A 16,851-nucleotide genomic window follows, 5' to 3' on the forward strand; every position below is an offset into this window, starting at 1 on the left:
AATTTTGGAGGACTAGCGGCACTGCTAGCCATGCTAAATAGCTGTGCAAACGGCGTCAGCGTCGTAAATATCGACAACGGATACGGTGCTGCGTATAACGCTAGCCTGATAAATCATCTCTAAATTTTAAATAGAATTTGTAAGGGGTAAAATTGAGAGAGGATACGAAAAAAGCAATACTTTCGCCTACGGACGCATCTAGAAGTGAATATTGTTGGGATGCTAGAATGAACTGGGCGATGACGGGTATTGCTATTTTAGCATTTGAAATTTTTATCGCAATTTACGCCAAAGATGGCTTCATACGCTACTATCTAGGCGATGTGCTAGCCGCAGCGATGCTTTATGCATTTGGGCGAGCCGCGTTCAGGCTACCGCCTAAAATTTTAGCGCTCGCGGTCTTTACTCTCTCACTAGTTATCGAAATCACACAATATTTTAAGGTACTTGAAATTTTAGGCGTTCAAAATTACGCACTATGGATAATTTTTGGTGGAACATTTGATTGGACGGACATTATCTGCTACGCGATAGGCTGCGTTTTAGCTTACGCATCTGAAAATTTCATCGGTAGTGAGCATGCGATCTATAACGAGATACGAATTTTTAGACGTAAAAGATTGCCTAAAAAATTTAATGAAATTTTGCAAAGCGGCGACGATGAGAAGGTTAAGGCGGTATTTGAAATTTACGATATAAATGCGACCGACAAAGACGGCAACACGGTACTGCATATGCTACATGCAAACAAAGATATCAAGAAAAAAGATCCAAATTCGCCCTATGCGTATGCGGACGCAAATTTAATCGAATGGATTATTATGCAAGGCGGCAACATAAACGCTAAAAATAAAAAGGGCGAGACGCCGCTTAGAAATTTTATGTGGTATGTATATAAAAATTTAAAACCGCATCAAAAGTTAGTAATCGTAGGCAAACAGGACTATGTCTCTCGTGAATATATAAAACAGGCGGGTGAAGTTGTTAATATCGATTTTGGAATAATGTATAATTATATATACAATCTTCTACCTGAAAAATCGCAAATTTATATTTGGCGTCGCTTTGGCAAAAGGTTGGAATACCTATATGTACCCGAGTATCCAACGGATATGGAAAAATACGATCCGCAAGAATACAGCGAATTTACTTATAATTTTTGGATGAAATTCTCAAGACAAAAAGATAGCGTGCAGTATAAAATGATACATGCGGCTACTAATTTATACTGGTACTGGGACTACAACGGGGAATATGGACGTTGGAATTTATGGGATGGTGAATATACAGATAAAGCCGCCGCCGAAATTAAAAAATATTTTAAGCTAGGCAATAGGCTCGAAGAGCTAAACGATGAAGCGCTTGATAAGATGTTTTATAATTTAAGGACAAGTTGGCATGCTGAAGATGTAGGTAAGCTTAGATACCTGTTCGTGCTTTGGTTGCTTAAAAATCCCGAGCCGTTTTTCGAGGACGAAATTTAAAAGGAGAAGCGATGGATAAAGAAAAATCCATAAAAAAGATGACTGAGGTCATGGCAAAATTTGTCGGCTACACGGGCAAAGTGCTGCCTGATGACGTGACTGCGAAGCTACTTGAGCTTAGCGAGCGCGAGACGCAGCCGCTGGCAAAGGAGATCTATAAAACGATGTTTGAAAACCAGCGCCTTGCAAAGGAGCTAAACCGCCCGTCCTGTCAGGATACTGGAGTGATCCAGTTTTTCGTAAGATGTGGCGCAAATTTTCCGCTTATCGGCGAGCTTGAAGAGCTGCTACGAGAGGCTGTACTGCAAGCTACTCGCGAGGCTCCGCTTCGTCACAACAGCGTCGAGACATTTGACGAGTATAACACCGGCAAAAACGTCGGAAAGGGTACGCCGAGTGTGTTTTGGGAGATCGTGCCAAATAGTAGCGAGTGCGAGATACACACTTATATGGCAGGTGGCGGCTGTAGCCTGCCTGGCAAGGCTACAGTGCTGATGCCGGGCATGGGCTACGAGGGAGTCGTAAAATTCGTCATGGACATCATAACCAGCTACGGCATAAACGCCTGTCCACCGCTATTAGTGGGTGTTGGCGTGGGTACTTCGATCGACGTGGCATCTTTGCTATCTAAAAAGGCGCTGATGAGGCCTTTGGGTTCTAAAAATCAAAACGAACGCGCTGCATTAACTGAAAAGTTGCTTGAAGATGGCATCAATAAAATCGGCCTTGGTCCTCAAGGTATGAGCGGTGCAAGCTCTGTGATGGGCGTGCATATAGAAAACTGCGCTCGCCACCCAAGCGTCATAGCTGTCGCCGTAAATGTGGGCTGTTGGTCGCACCGTAAAGGCCACATAGTTTGGGATGCAGATCTAAATTTCGATGTAAAATCGCACAAGGAGTTTGCGCTATGAGTAAGAAAATTTTAACCACGCCAATAAGCGCCGAGGATCTTTTAAACATCAAAATAGGCGACGTCATATACCTCACGGGACACATCGTCACCTGCCGCGACGTGCCGCATAGACGCGTAGTGGAGGAGGGTAGGGAGCTGCCACTAGATATCAAAGGTGGTGCGATCTTGCACGCAGGGCCGATCATCAGAAAAACTGGCGAAAAAAGCTTTGAGATGGTCTCAGTAGGACCTACAACTAGCATGAGAATGGAGAAATTTGAACGAGAATTTATCGCAAAAACTGGCGTTCGTCTCATTGTCGGCAAAGGCGGCATGGGTGAGGGCACGATGAGCGGTTGCAAGGAGTTTGGCGCTATTCACTGCGTATTTCCAGCAGGCTGTGCGGTGGTGGCCGCAACGCAGGTTGAAGAGATAGAGAGTGCCGACTGGATGGAGCTTGGCATGCCAGAGACTCTTTGGAAGTGCCGCGTAAAAGAGTTTGGCCCGCTAATAGTCTCGATCGATGCGCATGGAAACAACCTTTTTGAGCAAAATAAGATTAAATTTAACGATAAAAAAGACGAGGCATTAGCTGAAATTTTACCGCAGGTAGGGTTTATAAAGTAGGTAAATTTAGGCTTGGTTGCTTATAAATGCGCTTTAAAATTTACGCTAAATTTAAAGCGCATTGTTTATCGCAGCTTCTAAAATTTCGCTAGTTTTTGCAGTGTGCTTGGTATTAAAACCTACCGTCGCTCTTTCCAGCCAAAATTTACTCTATTTTAACTCGCCCCAGTTTTTGGCGATATTTAGCGATGTTTTAAGTGGCACATTTAACGTGTAAATTTCCTCCATTGTCTTTTGTGTCGCTCTGCCAAATTCCTGCGCAAACTCGTCTTTTACTTCAAAGATCAGCTCGTCGTGGATCTGAAGCAACATACTCGCTTTTTCATCTAAATTTGCTCTAACTTTTACCATCGCCATCTTAACTAGATCTGCCGCAGAGCCTTGAAAGACCGTATTTACCGCTTCGCGCTCAAACATGGCTATTTGCATAGGTGTGGCACTTTTAAAGTCAAAGTAGCGCTTTCTGCCAAGTAGTGTCTGCACAAAGCCGTCGTTTTTAGCTGAGATTTTTATGCTCTCCAAAAAGTCTTTGATCGTTGCAAACGCCTTAAAGTAGCGCTCTATATACTCTTTTGCCTCGGCTCTTGTGGTATTTACTTGATTTGCTAGTTTGCTTGAGCCCATGCCGTAAATTAGGCCAAAATTTATACTCTTTGCCACGGCTCTATTTTGCCCATCGCTGCTACCAAATATGCTAATAGCCGTCCTTGCGTGGATATCCTCGTCATTTTTAAACGCCTCAAGCAGCGCAGGATCACGGCTAAAGTGAGCTAGCAGTCTAAGCTCGATCTGGCTGTAGTCAAGCCCTACAAAGCTATAGCCATCACGCGCCTCAAAGCACTCTCTAACGTCCTTTGCGAGACTGCCACGAGCTGGGATATTTTGCAAATTTGGATTTTTACTTGAAAGTCTGCCAGTGCTCGTGCCAGTTTGCAAAAAGCTCGTGTAAATTCGTGAGCCCTCGTCCTTTTTCGCAAGCGCTAAAAGTGGCTCGCAGTAGGTGCTTTGCAGTTTATATAGCTCGCGGTAAGCTAAAATTTTTTCTATCACCGGATGAGCGTCTATGAGCTCAGCTAGCACGCTCTCATCGGTGCTATATCCTGTTTTTGTCTTCTTTTTGGTTGGAAGTTTTAGATGCTCAAAAAGTATAACGCCAAGCTGTTTTACTGAGTTTATATTAAAATTTTCGCCACTTAGCTCGTAAATTTCACTTGTTAGTGCCTTTAGTTTGGTGTCGTTTTCAAGGATGAGCTTTTGCATCTTAGCTTCATTTATCTTGATGCCATTTTGCTCCATATCAAAGAGCGTGAGGATAAAAGGAAACTCGTGCGTATCGGCAAGGGCTAGTAAATTTTTATCAAGCGTGTTTTGAAAAGTTTTATAAAATTTAAGCGTTATCCAAGCGTCCTCAGCGGCGTATTTAGCGGCATTTTCTAGTGGCACATCGCCAAAAGTCTGCCCCTTTTTGACCACATCTTCAAATTTGATCGTGTCGTAGTCATAAAGCCTCTTTGCTAGCGCGTCCATGCCGACACTTGAGTTTGGATCGCTAAGCCAAGCAAGTATCATCGTGTCTTTGAAATTTGCTGGAGGATTAAGACCAAGGTTGTTTTTCACGATCTCAAAGTCATACTTTAAATTTTGTCCGATCACGCAACCTTTATAAATTTGCCCTACCGCCCAAGTGGCAAATTTTAAGTCTATTTGCTTTGGCGCGCCTAGGTAGTTGTGAGCCACTGGCACGTAGTAGGCGTCCTCGTCGTTAAAGCAAAAGCTAAAACCAACGATCTTTGCGCTCTTGCTATCAACGCCCGTGGTCTCGGTGTCAAAGGCGACGATGGTCTCTGGCGTGACGCTTGAGAGCAGCTTTTCGATGCTTGCCTCGTCAAGTAGTAAATTTGCTCTAAAGCCAAGCTTAAATTCAGCATTTTCTTCTTTTTGTAAGCTCTTAAGGAGCCTGTTTAGATCGTATTCTTTTAAAATTTCTGAGATGTTTATCAAAGGATTTTGCTCTGGAAATTTGGACTGCTCAAGATCAAGCGAAGTGATCGCGTCATCAAAGAGCGTGGCTAGTTTTTTGCTCAAAAACGCCTCGTTCCTTGCGGCTGCAAGCATATTTTTGGTGCGCTCGTTTCTAAGAAGGGCTAAATTTTCATAAATTCCCTCTAAGCTACCATACTCAGCCAAAAGCTTCTTAGCTCCCACTGCGCCGATGCCTTTGACGCCTGGGATGTTGTCTGAGCTATCTCCAGCGATGGCTAAAAAGTCCCTCACCTGAGCTGGATAGACGCCATACTTTTCAAAGCAGCTAGCGCTATCGTGATCGATCTTGCTTTGTGGGCTGTAGATGCTTACTTTGCCGTCCTCTATGAGCTGGTAAAGGTCCTTATCATGCGTGACTATTCGCACAAATATATCTTTATCTTTGCAAATTTTAACCGCACTTGCGATGATGTCATCGGCCTCGTAGCCCTCACGGCTAAGGCTGTAAAGTCCCATTTTTTCTATCATATCTATGCAAACTGGCAGCTGCTCTTTTAGCTGAGCTGGCGGCTCGCTCCTGTTTGCCTTGTATTCGCCTAAAATTTCATGGCGCAGGGTCTTGCCCTTGCTATCAAGTGCGAAGATGAGGTAGTCGCTTTGGTACTCATCTTTTAGGCTCGCTATGAAATTTGCAAAGCCGCTTATCATGCCACTTGGTTTGCCCTCTCTGTTTTTAAGCCCGCTCATAGCGTAGTAAAGCCTAAAAAAGAAGCCAAAAGTATCAATAATAGTAAGTGTTTTCATTCTCTATCCTTTTGCGCCATTTTATGAAATTTAGGCAAAAATTTGGCTGATTTTATAAATTTATCAGATGCTAAAAGCAAAGTGAGATTTTAAACGCAAAACAAATTTTAATCATTTAAAAGATATAATCTCGCCTAAAATTCAAACTAAATAATAGATAAATTTAAGGTAAAAAATGTTTATAGATAGCGTGAAATTAATCCTAAGTTCAGGCCATGGTGGAGCCGGTGCAGTAAGCTTTCGCCGCGAAAAGCACGTCATTTTAGGCGGCCCAGACGGCGGTGATGGCGGTGACGGCGGAGATGTCTATTTTGTTTGCGACAACAACACCCACACACTGGCAAACTACAAGGGCAAAAAAGCGATGAGAGCAAGTGACGGCGAGGCTGGCATGGGCAAAAGAATGACTGGCAAAAAGGGCGAGAGCCTAGAGCTTGTCGTGCCACCAGGAACGGCGGTCTATGACGCACAGACAAACGAGCTACTTTGCGACATGGTAGAAGAGGGGCAAAGGACGCTATTTTTAAAAGGTGGTAAGGGCGGACTTGGAAATTTCCACTTTAAAAACTCTATCAACCAAGCTCCAGAGTACGCTCAAAAGGGCATGCCAGAAGAGAGCGTAGAGGTCAGACTCGAGCTAAAACTGATAGCTGACGTGGGACTTGTTGGCTTTCCAAATGTTGGCAAATCAACCCTCATCTCAGCCGTCTCAAACGCCAAACCACAGATCGCAAACTACGAATTTACCACACTTACGCCAAAGCTCGGACTTGTTGAAGTCGATGAGTTTAGCGGCTTTGTCATGGCTGACATCCCTGGCATCATCGAGGGAGCAAGTGATGGACGCGGCCTTGGTGTGCAGTTTTTAAAGCACATCGAGAGAAATAAAATTTTACTTTTCATGATAGATAGTGCGAACTACAGAAGCATGAGCGAGCAGTTTAGCGTGCTAAAAGAGGAGGTCGCTAAATTTTCAAGTGTGCTTGCTAGCAGGGACTATGCTATCGCTATCACCAGAGTCGATGCGGCGGAAAATTTAGATGAAAATATAAAAGAATTTATGAAAAATATAAATTTAGAGCCAAATCAAGTTGGTAAATTTGTCTATAAGCAAGACCTATACAGCTTTGATGCGAAAAAACCATACTTTGTCTTGCCGATCTCTTCAGCGACAAACGAGAACATTGAAGAGCTTAAATTTGCACTGCTTGAGCTACTTAAAAAGGAGCTTTGAGTTGCAATTTTTTGGTGCTTTGAACTTAGAAATTTAAGAAGAGAAAATGAAGAAAATTTTTTGCATTATTCTATTTTGCCTTGGTGCATATAGCTGTGATCCAGCGGATCCGGCATATATGTTTTTGGATTTTAATGACATAGATCGCGACGGCATGCTAAATTTAGATGAGTGGGTGGCGTGCAAGGCGCCTTCTGAACTAAAAATAGCGCCAGATCTATGCACTAGTGATGAATTTAAAAGGCTGGATTTTGATCGTAGTGGCAAAGTTAGCGTTAATGAGCTAAGAAATTTGGTATTTCAAAAGATTAGCTGGCAGAAAGATCCATGCGCCTCTTGGCCGCCAAGCAGGCAAAACGCAGATCAAAATAAAAGTCGTTGAAATTTAAAGGAAAGTGATGAATGTAGTTTTTATGGGGACGCCTGATTATGCCGCTAGGATACTTAGGCACCTAAAAGAGGCTGGCTTTAATATAAAAGCGGTCTTTACCCAGCCTGATAAGCCAGTTGGCAGAAAGCAAATTTTAACTCCGAGCGAGGTCAAAATTTACGCGCAAAACGAGCTAGTAGGCGTGCCAGTCTTTACACCAAATACACTAAAAGATGAGGCGGTGGTTGCCGAGCTAAAGGCATTTGAGCCTAAATTTATCGTTGTGGCAGCTTATGGCAAAATTTTGCCTGGGAGCGTGCTTGACGTGGCGACTTGTATAAATTTACACGCTTCGATCTTGCCAAAATATAGAGGTGCTAGCCCCATTCAAAGCGCGATCCTAGCAGGCGAAAAGCAAACTGGCGTCACAGCTATGCTAATGGACGCTGGCCTTGATACTGGCGATATGCTAGACTTCATCTATACGCCTTGCGAGAGTAAGATGTCAAGCGAGCTTTTTAGTGAGCTAGGCGAGCTTGGCGGTGAGCTAATCGTAAAAGTGCTTAAGAATTTTGAAAATTTAAAGCCACAAAAGCAAGACGATGCGCAGGCCTCGCACTGCAAAAAGATAAGTAAGAGCGACGGGCTTTTTAGCTTTGATGAAGAGGCGGGGCAAATTTATAATAAATTTCGTGCGCTCACACCTTGGCCAGGGCTTTATCTGGCAAGCGGACTAAAAATTTTATCGCTTGAACTAAGTGAAAAAAGTGGCAAAAGTGGAGAAATTTTAAGTGTAGAAAAGGACCACGTCGTGGTTGCTTGCAAGGGTGGGGCGGTCAAAATTTATGAGCTTCAAGAGCCAAGCAAAAAGCCAACAAACGCAAAAGCATATATAAATGGTAAGCGTCTTAGCGTTGGCGACAAGATAGAGTAATAATCAAATTTTATAGGAGAAAATATGAAAAATGCGTTAAGTATAGCAGGTGTTGATCCAAGCGGCGGAGCTGGAGTTTTAGCTGATATAAAGGTCTTTATAGCACACGGAGTATATGCGATGGGAGCGATCACTGCGGTCACTGCTCAAAATACAAAGGGCATATTTGGCATGCAGCTAGTTGAGCCAAAGCTCATCGAGGATCAGATCAAGGCGATATTTGATGATATAAGAGTTGATGTGATAAAAATAGGCGTTGTCCCAAGCGTGGATATCATAAAATGCGTCGCAAAAACGCTAAGAGAGATCAAAAATTTACCACCAGTCGTGCTTGATCCTGTCATGAGCTGTAAAAATGGTGACATCTGGCTAGAGGGCGCTGCAAAAGACGCGATCGTGGAGGAGCTTTTCCCGCTTGCAAGCGTGATCACGCCAAATATCTTTGAAGCGCGCGAAATTTTAAAGCGTGAGCTAAAGGGCGAGAGCGAGCTAAAAGAGGCTTGCAAGGAGCTTTTGAAATTTGGCACAAAGAGCGTCTATCTAAAGTGTGGCGAGCTTAATGGCAAGTCGCTTGATATATTTTATGATGGCAAGGAATATGAAATTTTTAGTGATGAGCGCATAAAGACGACTGCGACACATGGCTCAGGCTGCTCGCTATCAAGTGCGATAGCTTCAAATTTAGCAAATGGACATAGTCTAAAAGAGAGCGTGAAAAACGCGCATGATTATATCTTTAACGCTATCAAAAACGCGGTCATCATCGGCGGCGGACAAAATCCAGTAAATCACTTCTATAAATTTAAGGTGTGATTTGAAAGTAGAGTTTTTTCAAAGTCTGCCTTCGACGCAGGAATTTTTGATAGAGGCGCTAAAAAATGGCGAGATAAAGCCACCACACATGATCGTAGCGCACAATCAAACTAAAGGGATTGGCAGCCGTGGCAACAGCTGGGAGGGGCTTGGCGGAAATTTATTTATGTCATTTTGCATAAGCGAAGATGAGCTGCCAAGCGACATACCTCCGCCCTCGATCTCGATATATTTTTCTATGCTGATGCGTGAAGTCTTGAGCGAACTTGGCTCAAAGTGCTGGCTAAAATGGCCAAATGATTTTTACGTGGACGAGCGTAAAATAGGCGGCACTTTGACAAATAAAGTGGATGAAATTTACATTTGCGGCATGGGGATAAATTTAGCTAGTGCGCCCGAAAATGCGGGCATTTTAGACATAAAAGCTAGCGTAGATGAGCTAGTTTGGGGCTTTGTTAGCATGCTTGATAAAAAGATTTTATGGAAGCCAATTTTTAGCAAATTTAGGATAGACTTTTTCAAGTCAAAAAGTTTTATTACGCATATTGCAAATAGAGCTGTTTCGCTTCAAGATGCTGAAATTTGCGAGGATGGAGCGATATTATTAAACGGGGAAAAGGTATATTCGTTAAGATGAGCGAGATAATAACAATAGCTAACCAAAAAGGCGGCGTTGGCAAGACCACAACAGCCGTAAATTTAGCCGCATCACTGGCGGTTGCTGAGAAAAAAGTATTATTAATAGACATCGATCCACAGGCAAACGCGACGACCGGACTTGGTTTTAGCAGAAGCGACTACGAGTTTAACATCTATCACGTCTTAACAGATAGAAAAAAACTCTCACAAATCGTGCTAAAAACTGAGATCCCAACGCTTTTTCTAGCTCCGTCAAACATCGGACTTGTCGGTATCGAGCAAGAATTTAACGATCAAAGCAAAGACTATAAACTAATCCTTAAAAACAAAATTTCAGAAGTTGTAGACGACTATGATTTTATCATCATCGATAGTCCTCCAGCACTTGGAAGCATCACGATAAATGCTCTTAGTGCAAGTGATAGTGTGATCATCCCTATCCAGTGCGAATTTTACGCACTTGAGGGCTTGGCGCAGATCCTAAATACAGTTAAGATCATCAAAAAAACGATAAATCCAAAGCTAAATATAAAGGGCTTTTTACCGACTATGTTTAGCTCGCAAAATAATCTCTCAAAAGAGACTATTGCAAATTTAAAGCAGCATTTTGAAAATAAGCTTTTTAAAAGCAAGGACGGCAAAGAGGAATTTGTAGTCGTCCCAAGAAACGTAAAACTTGCTGAAAGCCCAAGTTTTGGCAAGCCAGTGATACTTTATGATATAAAGTCACCAGGCTCGATCGCATATCAAAATTTGGCATATTGTATTTTAAACTAAAAAATAAGGAAAAAAATGGCGAAAAAAGGTGGATTAGGGCGCGGACTTAGCGCGATACTTGAAGATGTAGAGCAGGCCTACAGCAAAGAGATCGCAAATTTAAACGACTCTGAGATAGTCGAAGAGATAAATATAGATGAAATTTTACCAAACCCTTACCAGCCAAGGACGCATTTTGACGAAGAGGCTTTAAAAGAGCTAAGTGCTAGCATCAAAAGGCATGGTCTCATACAACCAATAATCGTCATCAAAAAAGATGACGGCTATATGCTAATAGCTGGTGAGCGTAGATACCGTGCTACAAAGATGCTTGGAGTAAGCAAGATAAAGGCGATCATCGCTGATATCAAGTCTCAAAATTTAAGAGAGCTTGCGCTTATCGAAAACATACAACGTGAAAATTTAAATCCAATCGAACTTGCAAAGTCATATAAAGAGCTCATAAATGAGTATAAGATCACGCAAGATGGCTTAGCAAACATCATCCATAAGAGTAGAACTCAGATAACAAATACGATGAGGCTCTTGCTACTTAGCGACTACACGCAAAGACTTTTGCAAGAAGACAAGCTCACGCAAGGCCACGCTAAAGTCATCGTAGGACTTAGTAGTGAAGAAGAAAGGATGGTCGTTGATACGATTATCGGACAAAAACTAAGTGTTAGAGATACAGAAATCTTAGTAAAAAAGATAAAAAATAAAGAAGAAGTAAAAGAGCCAAAACCTCAAATTTCAGAAGAAATGAGCAAAAAGTTATCAAATTTACAAGAAATTTTTAAAAATTTAAAGATAAAAACAAAAGTAAAATCTAAAAATTTAATATTAGAATTTAGCGATATTTCGCAGGTAGAAGAATTTATCGCTAAGCTAAAATAGAATTACAAATTTATTTTTATTTTTAGTATTTTATTGTAAAATCAGACTTTGATTTGAATATTAAATAAAACTTAATAACAAAATAAGGAGAGTGGATGTTAGAAATAGATGTGCCATTGATGCTTTTAACGGCTATCGTTTTCTTTGTCTTGATCGCCATTTTAAATCCTTTGCTATACAAGCCAATGCTTAAATTTATAGATGACAGAAATGCCTCTATAAAAAATGACGAAGAGAGCACTAGCAAAAATGCAAGCGACTTAAGCGTTCATGAAAAAGAGATCGAAGAGATCATACAAAATGCAAGATCTGAGGCTAACAAAATAAGACAAGAAGCCTTAAATTTGGCAAAAGAAGAGTCTTTAAAAGAGATAAATGCGGTAAAAAGTAGTTTAGAGGCTGATTATAACGAGTTTTTAAACGCTTTAAGCTCTCAAAAAGATAGCCTAAAGGCAGATCTATCAGCTAGACTACCTGAGCTTAGAGCAGCTTTAAATGCTAAGCTCTCTAAAATTTAAAGGAAATTTATGAAGATAAAAATTTTATTTTTTCTAGCACTCCCATTTCTAGCATACGCTAGCGAGCATGGTGGAACAAACTACGACATAGTCGAGAGAACGCTAAACTTCTTACTTTTCTTTGCTATTTTGGTCTATTTTGCTGCTAAGCCACTAAAAGCTCTTTATCAAAGCAGGATCGATAGGATCGCAAATAAGCTTGAGAGTATCCAAGAGAAGCTTCGTGAGTCAAAAGCCAAAAAAGATGACGTTTTAAAGCGTGTAGAAGAGGCTAAGCAAAATGCAAATGCTCTAATCGAAACTGCGAAAAAAGAGGCTGTAAATTTAGCTGCTAAAGTTAAAAAAGAGGCTCAAAACGATATCGCAAATATCGAAAAAGGCTACAAAGAGCAAAAAGAATTTGAAGAGCGCAAGATGACAAAAGGCGTTGTAAATGAAATTTTGAGCGACATTTTCTCAAGCGATAGCCTAAAAGTCGATCAAAAAGAGCTTGTAAATATCATACTTAAAAAGGTTAGCTAATGAATGAAGTAGTAGCCAAAAAATACGTAAAGGCGATCTTAAGCGACGTAAAGTCCAATGAGCTTAATGCATTTGTTGAAAATTTATCAGAGCTAGCTGCTGCTTTTGCTAGCGATAAATTTAAAAGCATTATAAGTTTGCCAACATTAAAGGCTTCACAAAAGGTTGAATTTGTACTATCTTTGGTTAAAAATCAAGATGTTAAATTTGCAAATTTTATAAAGCTTCTTGGTGCAAACAAAAGACTAGAGCTCATACCTGCGATACTAGATGAGATGAAGATAGAGCAATCTTTGCTTGAAAATACATATCGTGGCGAGGTTGTTGGAAATTTTGATCTAAGCGCTGAGCAACTAAAAGCTTTGGAAGAGAATTTCTCTAAGAAATTTAACTCTAAGATCAAGCTTGATGGCTCAAAGAGCGATTACAACGGTGTAAAAGTTGAGTTAGATGATTTAGGTGTCGAGGTAAATTTCTCTATCGACAGACTAAAAAGTCAAATGAGTGAATATATATTAAAAGCAATTTAAAAAGGAGTGAAAGCGTGAGTGCAAAAATTAAAGCTGACGAAATTAGCACGATAATCAAAGAGCGTATTGAAAATTTTGATTTAAGTGTTGATGTAGAAGAGACCGGTAAAGTCATCTCAGTCGCTGATGGCGTTGCTAACGTTTATGGTTTGAAAAACGTTATGGCTGGTGAGATGGTAGAGTTTGAAAGCGGCGAAAAGGGTATGGCTCTTAACCTTGAAGAGAGCAGTGTTGGTATAGTTATCCTTGGAAAAACTAGCGGTATCACAGAAGGAAGCTCTGTAAAAAGACTTAAAAAACTTCTACGTGTGCCAGTTGGCGACGCATTGATCGGCCGTGTTGTAAATTCGCTCGGTGAGCCAATCGACGCAAAAGGTCCAATCGAAGCTACTGAATCTCGCTTCGTCGAAGAAAAAGCAAAAGGTATCATGGCTAGAAAAAGCGTTCATGAGCCACTTCAAACAGGTATCAAAGCGATCGATGCACTTGTGCCAATCGGTAGAGGTCAAAGAGAGCTAATCATCGGCGACCGCCAAACTGGTAAAACAACAGTTGCTATCGATACTATCATCAACCAAAAAGGTCAAGATGTCATTTGTATCTATGTAGCTATCGGTCAAAAACAATCAACCGTTGCTCAAGTCGTTAAAAAACTTGAAGAATATGGCGCTATGGACTATACGATAGTTGTAAATGCTGGTGCTAGTGACGCAGCTGCACTTCAATACCTTGCTCCATACGCTGGCGTAACAATGGGTGAATACTTTAGAGATAACTCTCGCCACGCGCTAATCATCTATGATGACTTGTCAAAACACGCGGTTGCTTACCGTGAGATGTCTTTGATCTTAAGAAGACCACCAGGCCGTGAAGCTTATCCAGGTGACGTTTTCTACCTTCACTCAAGACTTCTAGAAAGAGCAAGTAAGCTAAATGATGCGCTAGGTGCGGGATCTTTAACAGCTCTGCCTATTATTGAGACACAAGCGGGCGACGTTTCAGCTTATATTCCAACAAACGTTATTTCTATTACAGATGGTCAAATTTTCCTTGAAAGTGACCTATTTAACTCAGGTATTCGCCCAGCGATCAACGTTGGTCTTTCTGTATCTCGTGTCGGTGGTGCAGCTCAGATCAAAGCTATCAAACAAGTTTCTGGTACGTTAAGACTAGACCTTGCTCAGTACCGCGAACTACAAGCCTTTGCTCAGTTTGCAAGTGACCTTGATGAGAGCTCAAGAAAACAACTAGAGCGCGGCCAAAAGATGGTTGAAGTACTAAAACAACCTCCATATTCTCCGCTTCCAGTTGAGAATCAAGTGGTTATCATATTTGCTGGTGCTAAGGGCTATTTAGATGATGTTGCAACTGCAAATGTAACAAAATTTGAAGCTGAGTTATATCCATATATCGAGGCAAAATACCCTGAAATTTTTGAGCAGATCAGAACTAAAAAGGTTCTTGATAAAGAAGTAGAAGAAATTTTACATAAAGCGTTGAAAGATTTTAAAGCGACTTTTGCCGCTAACTAGGGCTAAGATATGTCAAATTTAAAAGATATAAAACGAAAGATCAAGAGCGTCCAGAACACTCAAAAGACGACGCGTGCGATGAAACTTGTCTCAACAGCAAAGCTTCGCAAAGCTGAAGAGGCTGCACGCTACTCTAGAGTTTACGCACTTAAGATCAATGAGGTTTTATCGGAGATAGCTTATAAGATCAATCAATACGCTTCAGTTATGACTGAGAGTAAATTTTTTAACACAACAAAGAGTGTAGAAAAGGTTGATATTATATTTGTTACCGCTGATAAAGGGCTTTGCGGTGGCTTTAATGTCCAGACTATAAAGACAGTTAGGCGCATGATCGATGAGTTAAAAGCCAAAAAGATCAAAGTTAGACTAAGAGCTGTTGGTAAAAAAGGCATTGAATTTTTCAATTTCCAAGGTGTTGAACTACTTGAGACTTATGTTGGAGCTAGCTCATCACCTACATATGAAAAAGCTCAAAAGATCATAAAAGACGCCATTGATGATTTTACAAACGGTATAACAGATAAGGTTGTGCTAATACACAATGGCTATAAAAATATGATTTCTCAAGAGATTAGAGTAAATGATATTGTGCCTATTGAGCCGTCTAAGATAGTTGCGGTTGAGACAAATTCTTTGATGGAATTTGAGCCAGAGGACAACTATACTAAGATTATGGATGAATTGCTCAATAAATATTTTGAGTACAGTATGTATTATGCTTTAGTTGACTCTTTAGCGGCTGAGCACAGCGCTAGAATGCAAGCTATGGATAATGCAACAAACAATGCTAAACAACGCGTCAAACAGTTAAATCTTGCTTACAACAAAGCAAGACAAGAGTCTATTACCACTGAGCTTATCGAGATCATCAGTGGTGTTGAATCAATGAAATAAAAGGAGTATGAATGAAGGGTGTTATTAGTCAAGTCATGGGCCCTGTGGTCGATGTTGACTTTAATGACTACTTGCCGAAGATCAATGAAGCTATCGAAGTTTTCTTTGAGGTTGAGGGCAAGAAACATAAGCTAATATTAGAAGTTGCTGCTCACCTAGGTGATAACAGAGTTAGAACGATCGCTATGGATATGAGCGAGGGTCTGACTCGTGGCTTAGAGGCTAAAGCGCTTGGTGCACCTATAAGTGTGCCAGTTGGCGAAAAAGTTTTGGGTAGAATTTTTAACGTAGTTGGCGATTTGATCGACGAGGGCGAGGGTATAAATTTTGATAAGCACTGGTCTATCCACCGCGATCCTCCTCCATTTGAAGAGCAAAGCACGAAGAGTGAAATTTTTGAAACTGGTATCAAGGTAGTTGATCTTCTAGCTCCTTATGCGAAGGGTGGTAAAGTTGGTCTATTTGGTGGTGCTGGTGTTGGTAAAACAGTTATTATTATGGAGCTTATCCACAACGTTGCGTTTAAACATAGCGGTTATTCTGTATTTGCAGGCGTTGGCGAGAGAACTCGTGAAGGAAACGACCTTTATCACGAAATGAAAGAAAGTAACGTTTTGGATAAAGTTGCCTTGTGCTATGGCCAAATGAACGAGCCACCAGGAGCAAGAAACCGTATCGCGCTAACTGGTCTTACAATGGCTGAGTACTTCCGTGATGAGATGGGACTTGACGTTTTGATGTTTATTGATAACATCTTCCGTTTCTCTCAATCAGGTGCAGAGATGTCAGCTCTACTTGGACGTATTCCGTCAGCTGTTGGTTATCAGCCAACTCTTGCAAGTGAGATGGGTAAATTCCAAGAGAGGATCACATCAACTAAAAAAGGCTCGATCACATCTGTTCAAGCTGTTTATGTTCCAGCTGACGACCTTACAGACCCAGCTCCTGCAACTGTTTTTGCTCACCTTGATGCTACGACAGTTCTTAACAGATCGATCGCAGAAAAAGGTATCTATCCAGCTGTTGATCCACTTGATTCAACATCAAGAATGCTCGATCCTCAAATTTTAGGAGCAGATCACTATAAAGTAGCTCGCGGCGTTCAAGCTGTGCTTCAAAAATATAAAGACCTTCAAGATATCATCGCTATCCTTGGTATGGACGAGCTTAGCGAAGAAGATAAGCTAACAGTTGATAGAGCAAGAAAGATAGAAAGATTCTTGTCTCAACCATTCTTCGTTGCTGAAGTATTTACAGGTAGCCCTGGTAAATATGTAAGTCTTGACGAAAATATCGCTGGCTTTAAGGGAATTTTAGAAGGTAAATATGATCATCTACCAGAAGCAGCATTTTATATGGTTGGAAATATAGATGAGGCTTTAGCTAAAGCTGAAAAACTTAAGGCTTAAATTTAAAAAG

General features: G+C 41.1%; 17 protein-coding genes and 1 pseudogene. 17 read left to right on the forward strand and 1 reads right to left on the reverse strand.

Going from position 1 to position 16,851, the window contains the following annotated elements:
* From CYO90_RS10555 to ttdB, 4 genes and pseudogenes are all read left to right on the forward strand, one after another.
* A pseudogene (locus CYO90_RS10555) lies at nucleotides 1-123 on the forward strand (nickel pincer cofactor biosynthesis protein LarB); the annotation flags it as partial.
* Nucleotides 124-152: 29 nt separating this feature from the next.
* Nucleotides 153-1,484: a DUF2809 domain-containing protein gene (locus CYO90_RS06495; protein ID WP_258030680.1), complete on the forward strand. Its 1,332-nt coding sequence runs from the start codon at nucleotides 153-155 to the stop codon at nucleotides 1,482-1,484.
* 11 nt (nucleotides 1,485-1,495) lie between these two features.
* Nucleotides 1,496-2,395, forward strand: coding sequence for a L(+)-tartrate dehydratase subunit alpha (ttdA, locus tag CYO90_RS06500; RefSeq protein ID WP_103578909.1), 900 nt, complete (start codon nucleotides 1,496-1,498; stop codon nucleotides 2,393-2,395).
* Entirely contained in the window at nucleotides 2,392-3,003 is a 612-nt protein-coding gene (ttdB, locus tag CYO90_RS06505) for a L(+)-tartrate dehydratase subunit beta (RefSeq protein WP_103578910.1), read from the forward strand. The genes ttdA and ttdB overlap by 4 nt, the downstream gene beginning before the upstream one ends.
* Nucleotides 3,004-3,153: 150 nt before the next feature.
* Here ttdB and polA read toward each other — a convergent pair whose 3' ends face one another.
* On the reverse strand, nucleotides 3,154-5,790 hold the full coding sequence (gene polA, locus CYO90_RS06510) for a DNA polymerase I (protein WP_103578911.1): 2,637 nt from the start codon (nucleotides 5,788-5,790) through the stop codon (nucleotides 3,154-3,156).
* A 175-nt stretch (nucleotides 5,791-5,965) separates the two neighbouring features.
* Here polA and obgE point away from each other — a divergent pair, with 175 nt between their 5' ends.
* The 13 genes from obgE to atpD all read left to right on the forward strand — a co-directional run bounded on the left by obgE (nucleotide 5,966) and on the right by atpD (nucleotide 16,841).
* Entirely contained in the window at nucleotides 5,966-7,024 is a 1,059-nt protein-coding gene (gene obgE / locus CYO90_RS06515) for a GTPase ObgE (protein ID WP_103578912.1), read from the forward strand.
* Between the two features lie 46 nt (nucleotides 7,025-7,070).
* Nucleotides 7,071-7,406 carry a GDP-mannose dehydrogenase gene (locus CYO90_RS06520; RefSeq protein WP_103578913.1) on the forward strand — a complete coding sequence of 112 codons (336 nt, stop codon included), beginning with the start codon at nucleotides 7,071-7,073 and terminating at the stop codon, nucleotides 7,404-7,406.
* 16 nt (nucleotides 7,407-7,422) lie between these two features.
* Nucleotides 7,423-8,328, forward strand: coding sequence for a methionyl-tRNA formyltransferase (fmt, locus tag CYO90_RS06525; protein WP_103578914.1), 906 nt, complete (start codon nucleotides 7,423-7,425; stop codon nucleotides 8,326-8,328).
* A 24-nt stretch (nucleotides 8,329-8,352) separates the two neighbouring features.
* Nucleotides 8,353-9,141 (forward strand): bifunctional hydroxymethylpyrimidine kinase/phosphomethylpyrimidine kinase, encoded by a 789-nt coding sequence (gene thiD / locus CYO90_RS06530; RefSeq protein ID WP_103578915.1) that lies wholly within the window; start codon nucleotides 8,353-8,355, stop codon nucleotides 9,139-9,141.
* A 1-nt stretch (nucleotide 9,142) separates the two neighbouring features.
* On the forward strand, nucleotides 9,143-9,778 hold the full coding sequence (locus tag CYO90_RS06535; protein ID WP_103578916.1) for a biotin--[acetyl-CoA-carboxylase] ligase: 636 nt from the start codon (nucleotides 9,143-9,145) through the stop codon (nucleotides 9,776-9,778).
* Entirely contained in the window at nucleotides 9,775-10,557 is a 783-nt protein-coding gene (locus tag CYO90_RS06540; protein ID WP_002939402.1) for a ParA family protein, read from the forward strand. Before CYO90_RS06535 ends, CYO90_RS06540 begins: the two co-directional genes overlap by 4 nt.
* A gap of 15 nt (nucleotides 10,558-10,572) precedes the next feature.
* Entirely contained in the window at nucleotides 10,573-11,433 is an 861-nt protein-coding gene (locus CYO90_RS06545) for a ParB/RepB/Spo0J family partition protein (RefSeq protein ID WP_103578917.1), read from the forward strand.
* 95 nt (nucleotides 11,434-11,528) lie between these two features.
* Complete coding sequence (locus CYO90_RS06550; RefSeq protein WP_103578918.1) at nucleotides 11,529-11,951, forward strand: FoF1 ATP synthase subunit B'; 423 nt, start codon at nucleotides 11,529-11,531, stop codon at nucleotides 11,949-11,951.
* A 9-nt stretch (nucleotides 11,952-11,960) separates the two neighbouring features.
* The gene (locus CYO90_RS06555) at nucleotides 11,961-12,473 is read left to right on the forward strand and encodes a F0F1 ATP synthase subunit B (RefSeq protein ID WP_012001332.1); all 513 of its coding nucleotides are present in this window, start codon (nucleotides 11,961-11,963) and stop codon (nucleotides 12,471-12,473) included.
* Entirely contained in the window at nucleotides 12,473-13,003 is a 531-nt protein-coding gene (locus CYO90_RS06560) for a F0F1 ATP synthase subunit delta (protein ID WP_103578919.1), read from the forward strand. The genes CYO90_RS06555 and CYO90_RS06560 overlap by 1 nt, the downstream gene beginning before the upstream one ends.
* A 14-nt stretch (nucleotides 13,004-13,017) precedes the next feature.
* Nucleotides 13,018-14,535 (forward strand): F0F1 ATP synthase subunit alpha, encoded by a 1,518-nt coding sequence (gene atpA, locus CYO90_RS06565; protein WP_009294343.1) that lies wholly within the window; start codon nucleotides 13,018-13,020, stop codon nucleotides 14,533-14,535.
* Nucleotides 14,536-14,544: 9 nt separating this feature from the next.
* Entirely contained in the window at nucleotides 14,545-15,432 is an 888-nt protein-coding gene (atpG, locus tag CYO90_RS06570) for an ATP synthase F1 subunit gamma (RefSeq protein ID WP_002939426.1), read from the forward strand.
* An 11-nt stretch (nucleotides 15,433-15,443) separates the two neighbouring features.
* Entirely contained in the window at nucleotides 15,444-16,841 is a 1,398-nt protein-coding gene (gene atpD, locus CYO90_RS06575; protein ID WP_002939420.1) for a F0F1 ATP synthase subunit beta, read from the forward strand.
* Nucleotides 16,842-16,851 lie beyond the last annotated feature (10 nt).

This window comes from Campylobacter concisus, from assembly GCF_002913745.1.
Taxonomy (GTDB): Bacteria; Campylobacterota; Campylobacteria; order Campylobacterales; family Campylobacteraceae; genus Campylobacter_A; species Campylobacter_A concisus_R.

Excerpts from the sequence above, each read along its gene's own strand:
- ttdA (WP_103578909.1), top strand. The coding sequence starts at position 1,496 with ATGGATAAAGAAAAATCCATAAAAAAGATGACTGAGGTCATGGCAAAA.
- ttdB (WP_103578910.1), top strand. The coding sequence starts at position 2,392 with ATGAGTAAGAAAATTTTAACCACGCCAATAAGCGCCGAGGATCTTTTA.
- polA (WP_103578911.1), bottom strand. The coding sequence starts at position 5,790 with ATGAAAACACTTACTATTATTGATACTTTTGGCTTCTTTTTTAGGCTT.
- obgE (WP_103578912.1), top strand. The coding sequence starts at position 5,966 with ATGTTTATAGATAGCGTGAAATTAATCCTAAGTTCAGGCCATGGTGGA.
- CYO90_RS06520 (WP_103578913.1), top strand. The coding sequence starts at position 7,071 with ATGAAGAAAATTTTTTGCATTATTCTATTTTGCCTTGGTGCATATAGC.
- fmt (WP_103578914.1), top strand. The coding sequence starts at position 7,423 with ATGAATGTAGTTTTTATGGGGACGCCTGATTATGCCGCTAGGATACTT.
- thiD (WP_103578915.1), top strand. The coding sequence starts at position 8,353 with ATGAAAAATGCGTTAAGTATAGCAGGTGTTGATCCAAGCGGCGGAGCT.
- CYO90_RS06540 (WP_002939402.1), top strand. The coding sequence starts at position 9,775 with ATGAGCGAGATAATAACAATAGCTAACCAAAAAGGCGGCGTTGGCAAG.
- CYO90_RS06545 (WP_103578917.1), top strand. The coding sequence starts at position 10,573 with ATGGCGAAAAAAGGTGGATTAGGGCGCGGACTTAGCGCGATACTTGAA.
- CYO90_RS06550 (WP_103578918.1), top strand. The coding sequence starts at position 11,529 with ATGTTAGAAATAGATGTGCCATTGATGCTTTTAACGGCTATCGTTTTC.
- CYO90_RS06555 (WP_012001332.1), top strand. The coding sequence starts at position 11,961 with ATGAAGATAAAAATTTTATTTTTTCTAGCACTCCCATTTCTAGCATAC.
- CYO90_RS06560 (WP_103578919.1), top strand. The coding sequence starts at position 12,473 with ATGAATGAAGTAGTAGCCAAAAAATACGTAAAGGCGATCTTAAGCGAC.
- atpG (WP_002939426.1), top strand. The coding sequence starts at position 14,545 with ATGTCAAATTTAAAAGATATAAAACGAAAGATCAAGAGCGTCCAGAAC.
- atpD (WP_002939420.1), top strand. The coding sequence starts at position 15,444 with ATGAAGGGTGTTATTAGTCAAGTCATGGGCCCTGTGGTCGATGTTGAC.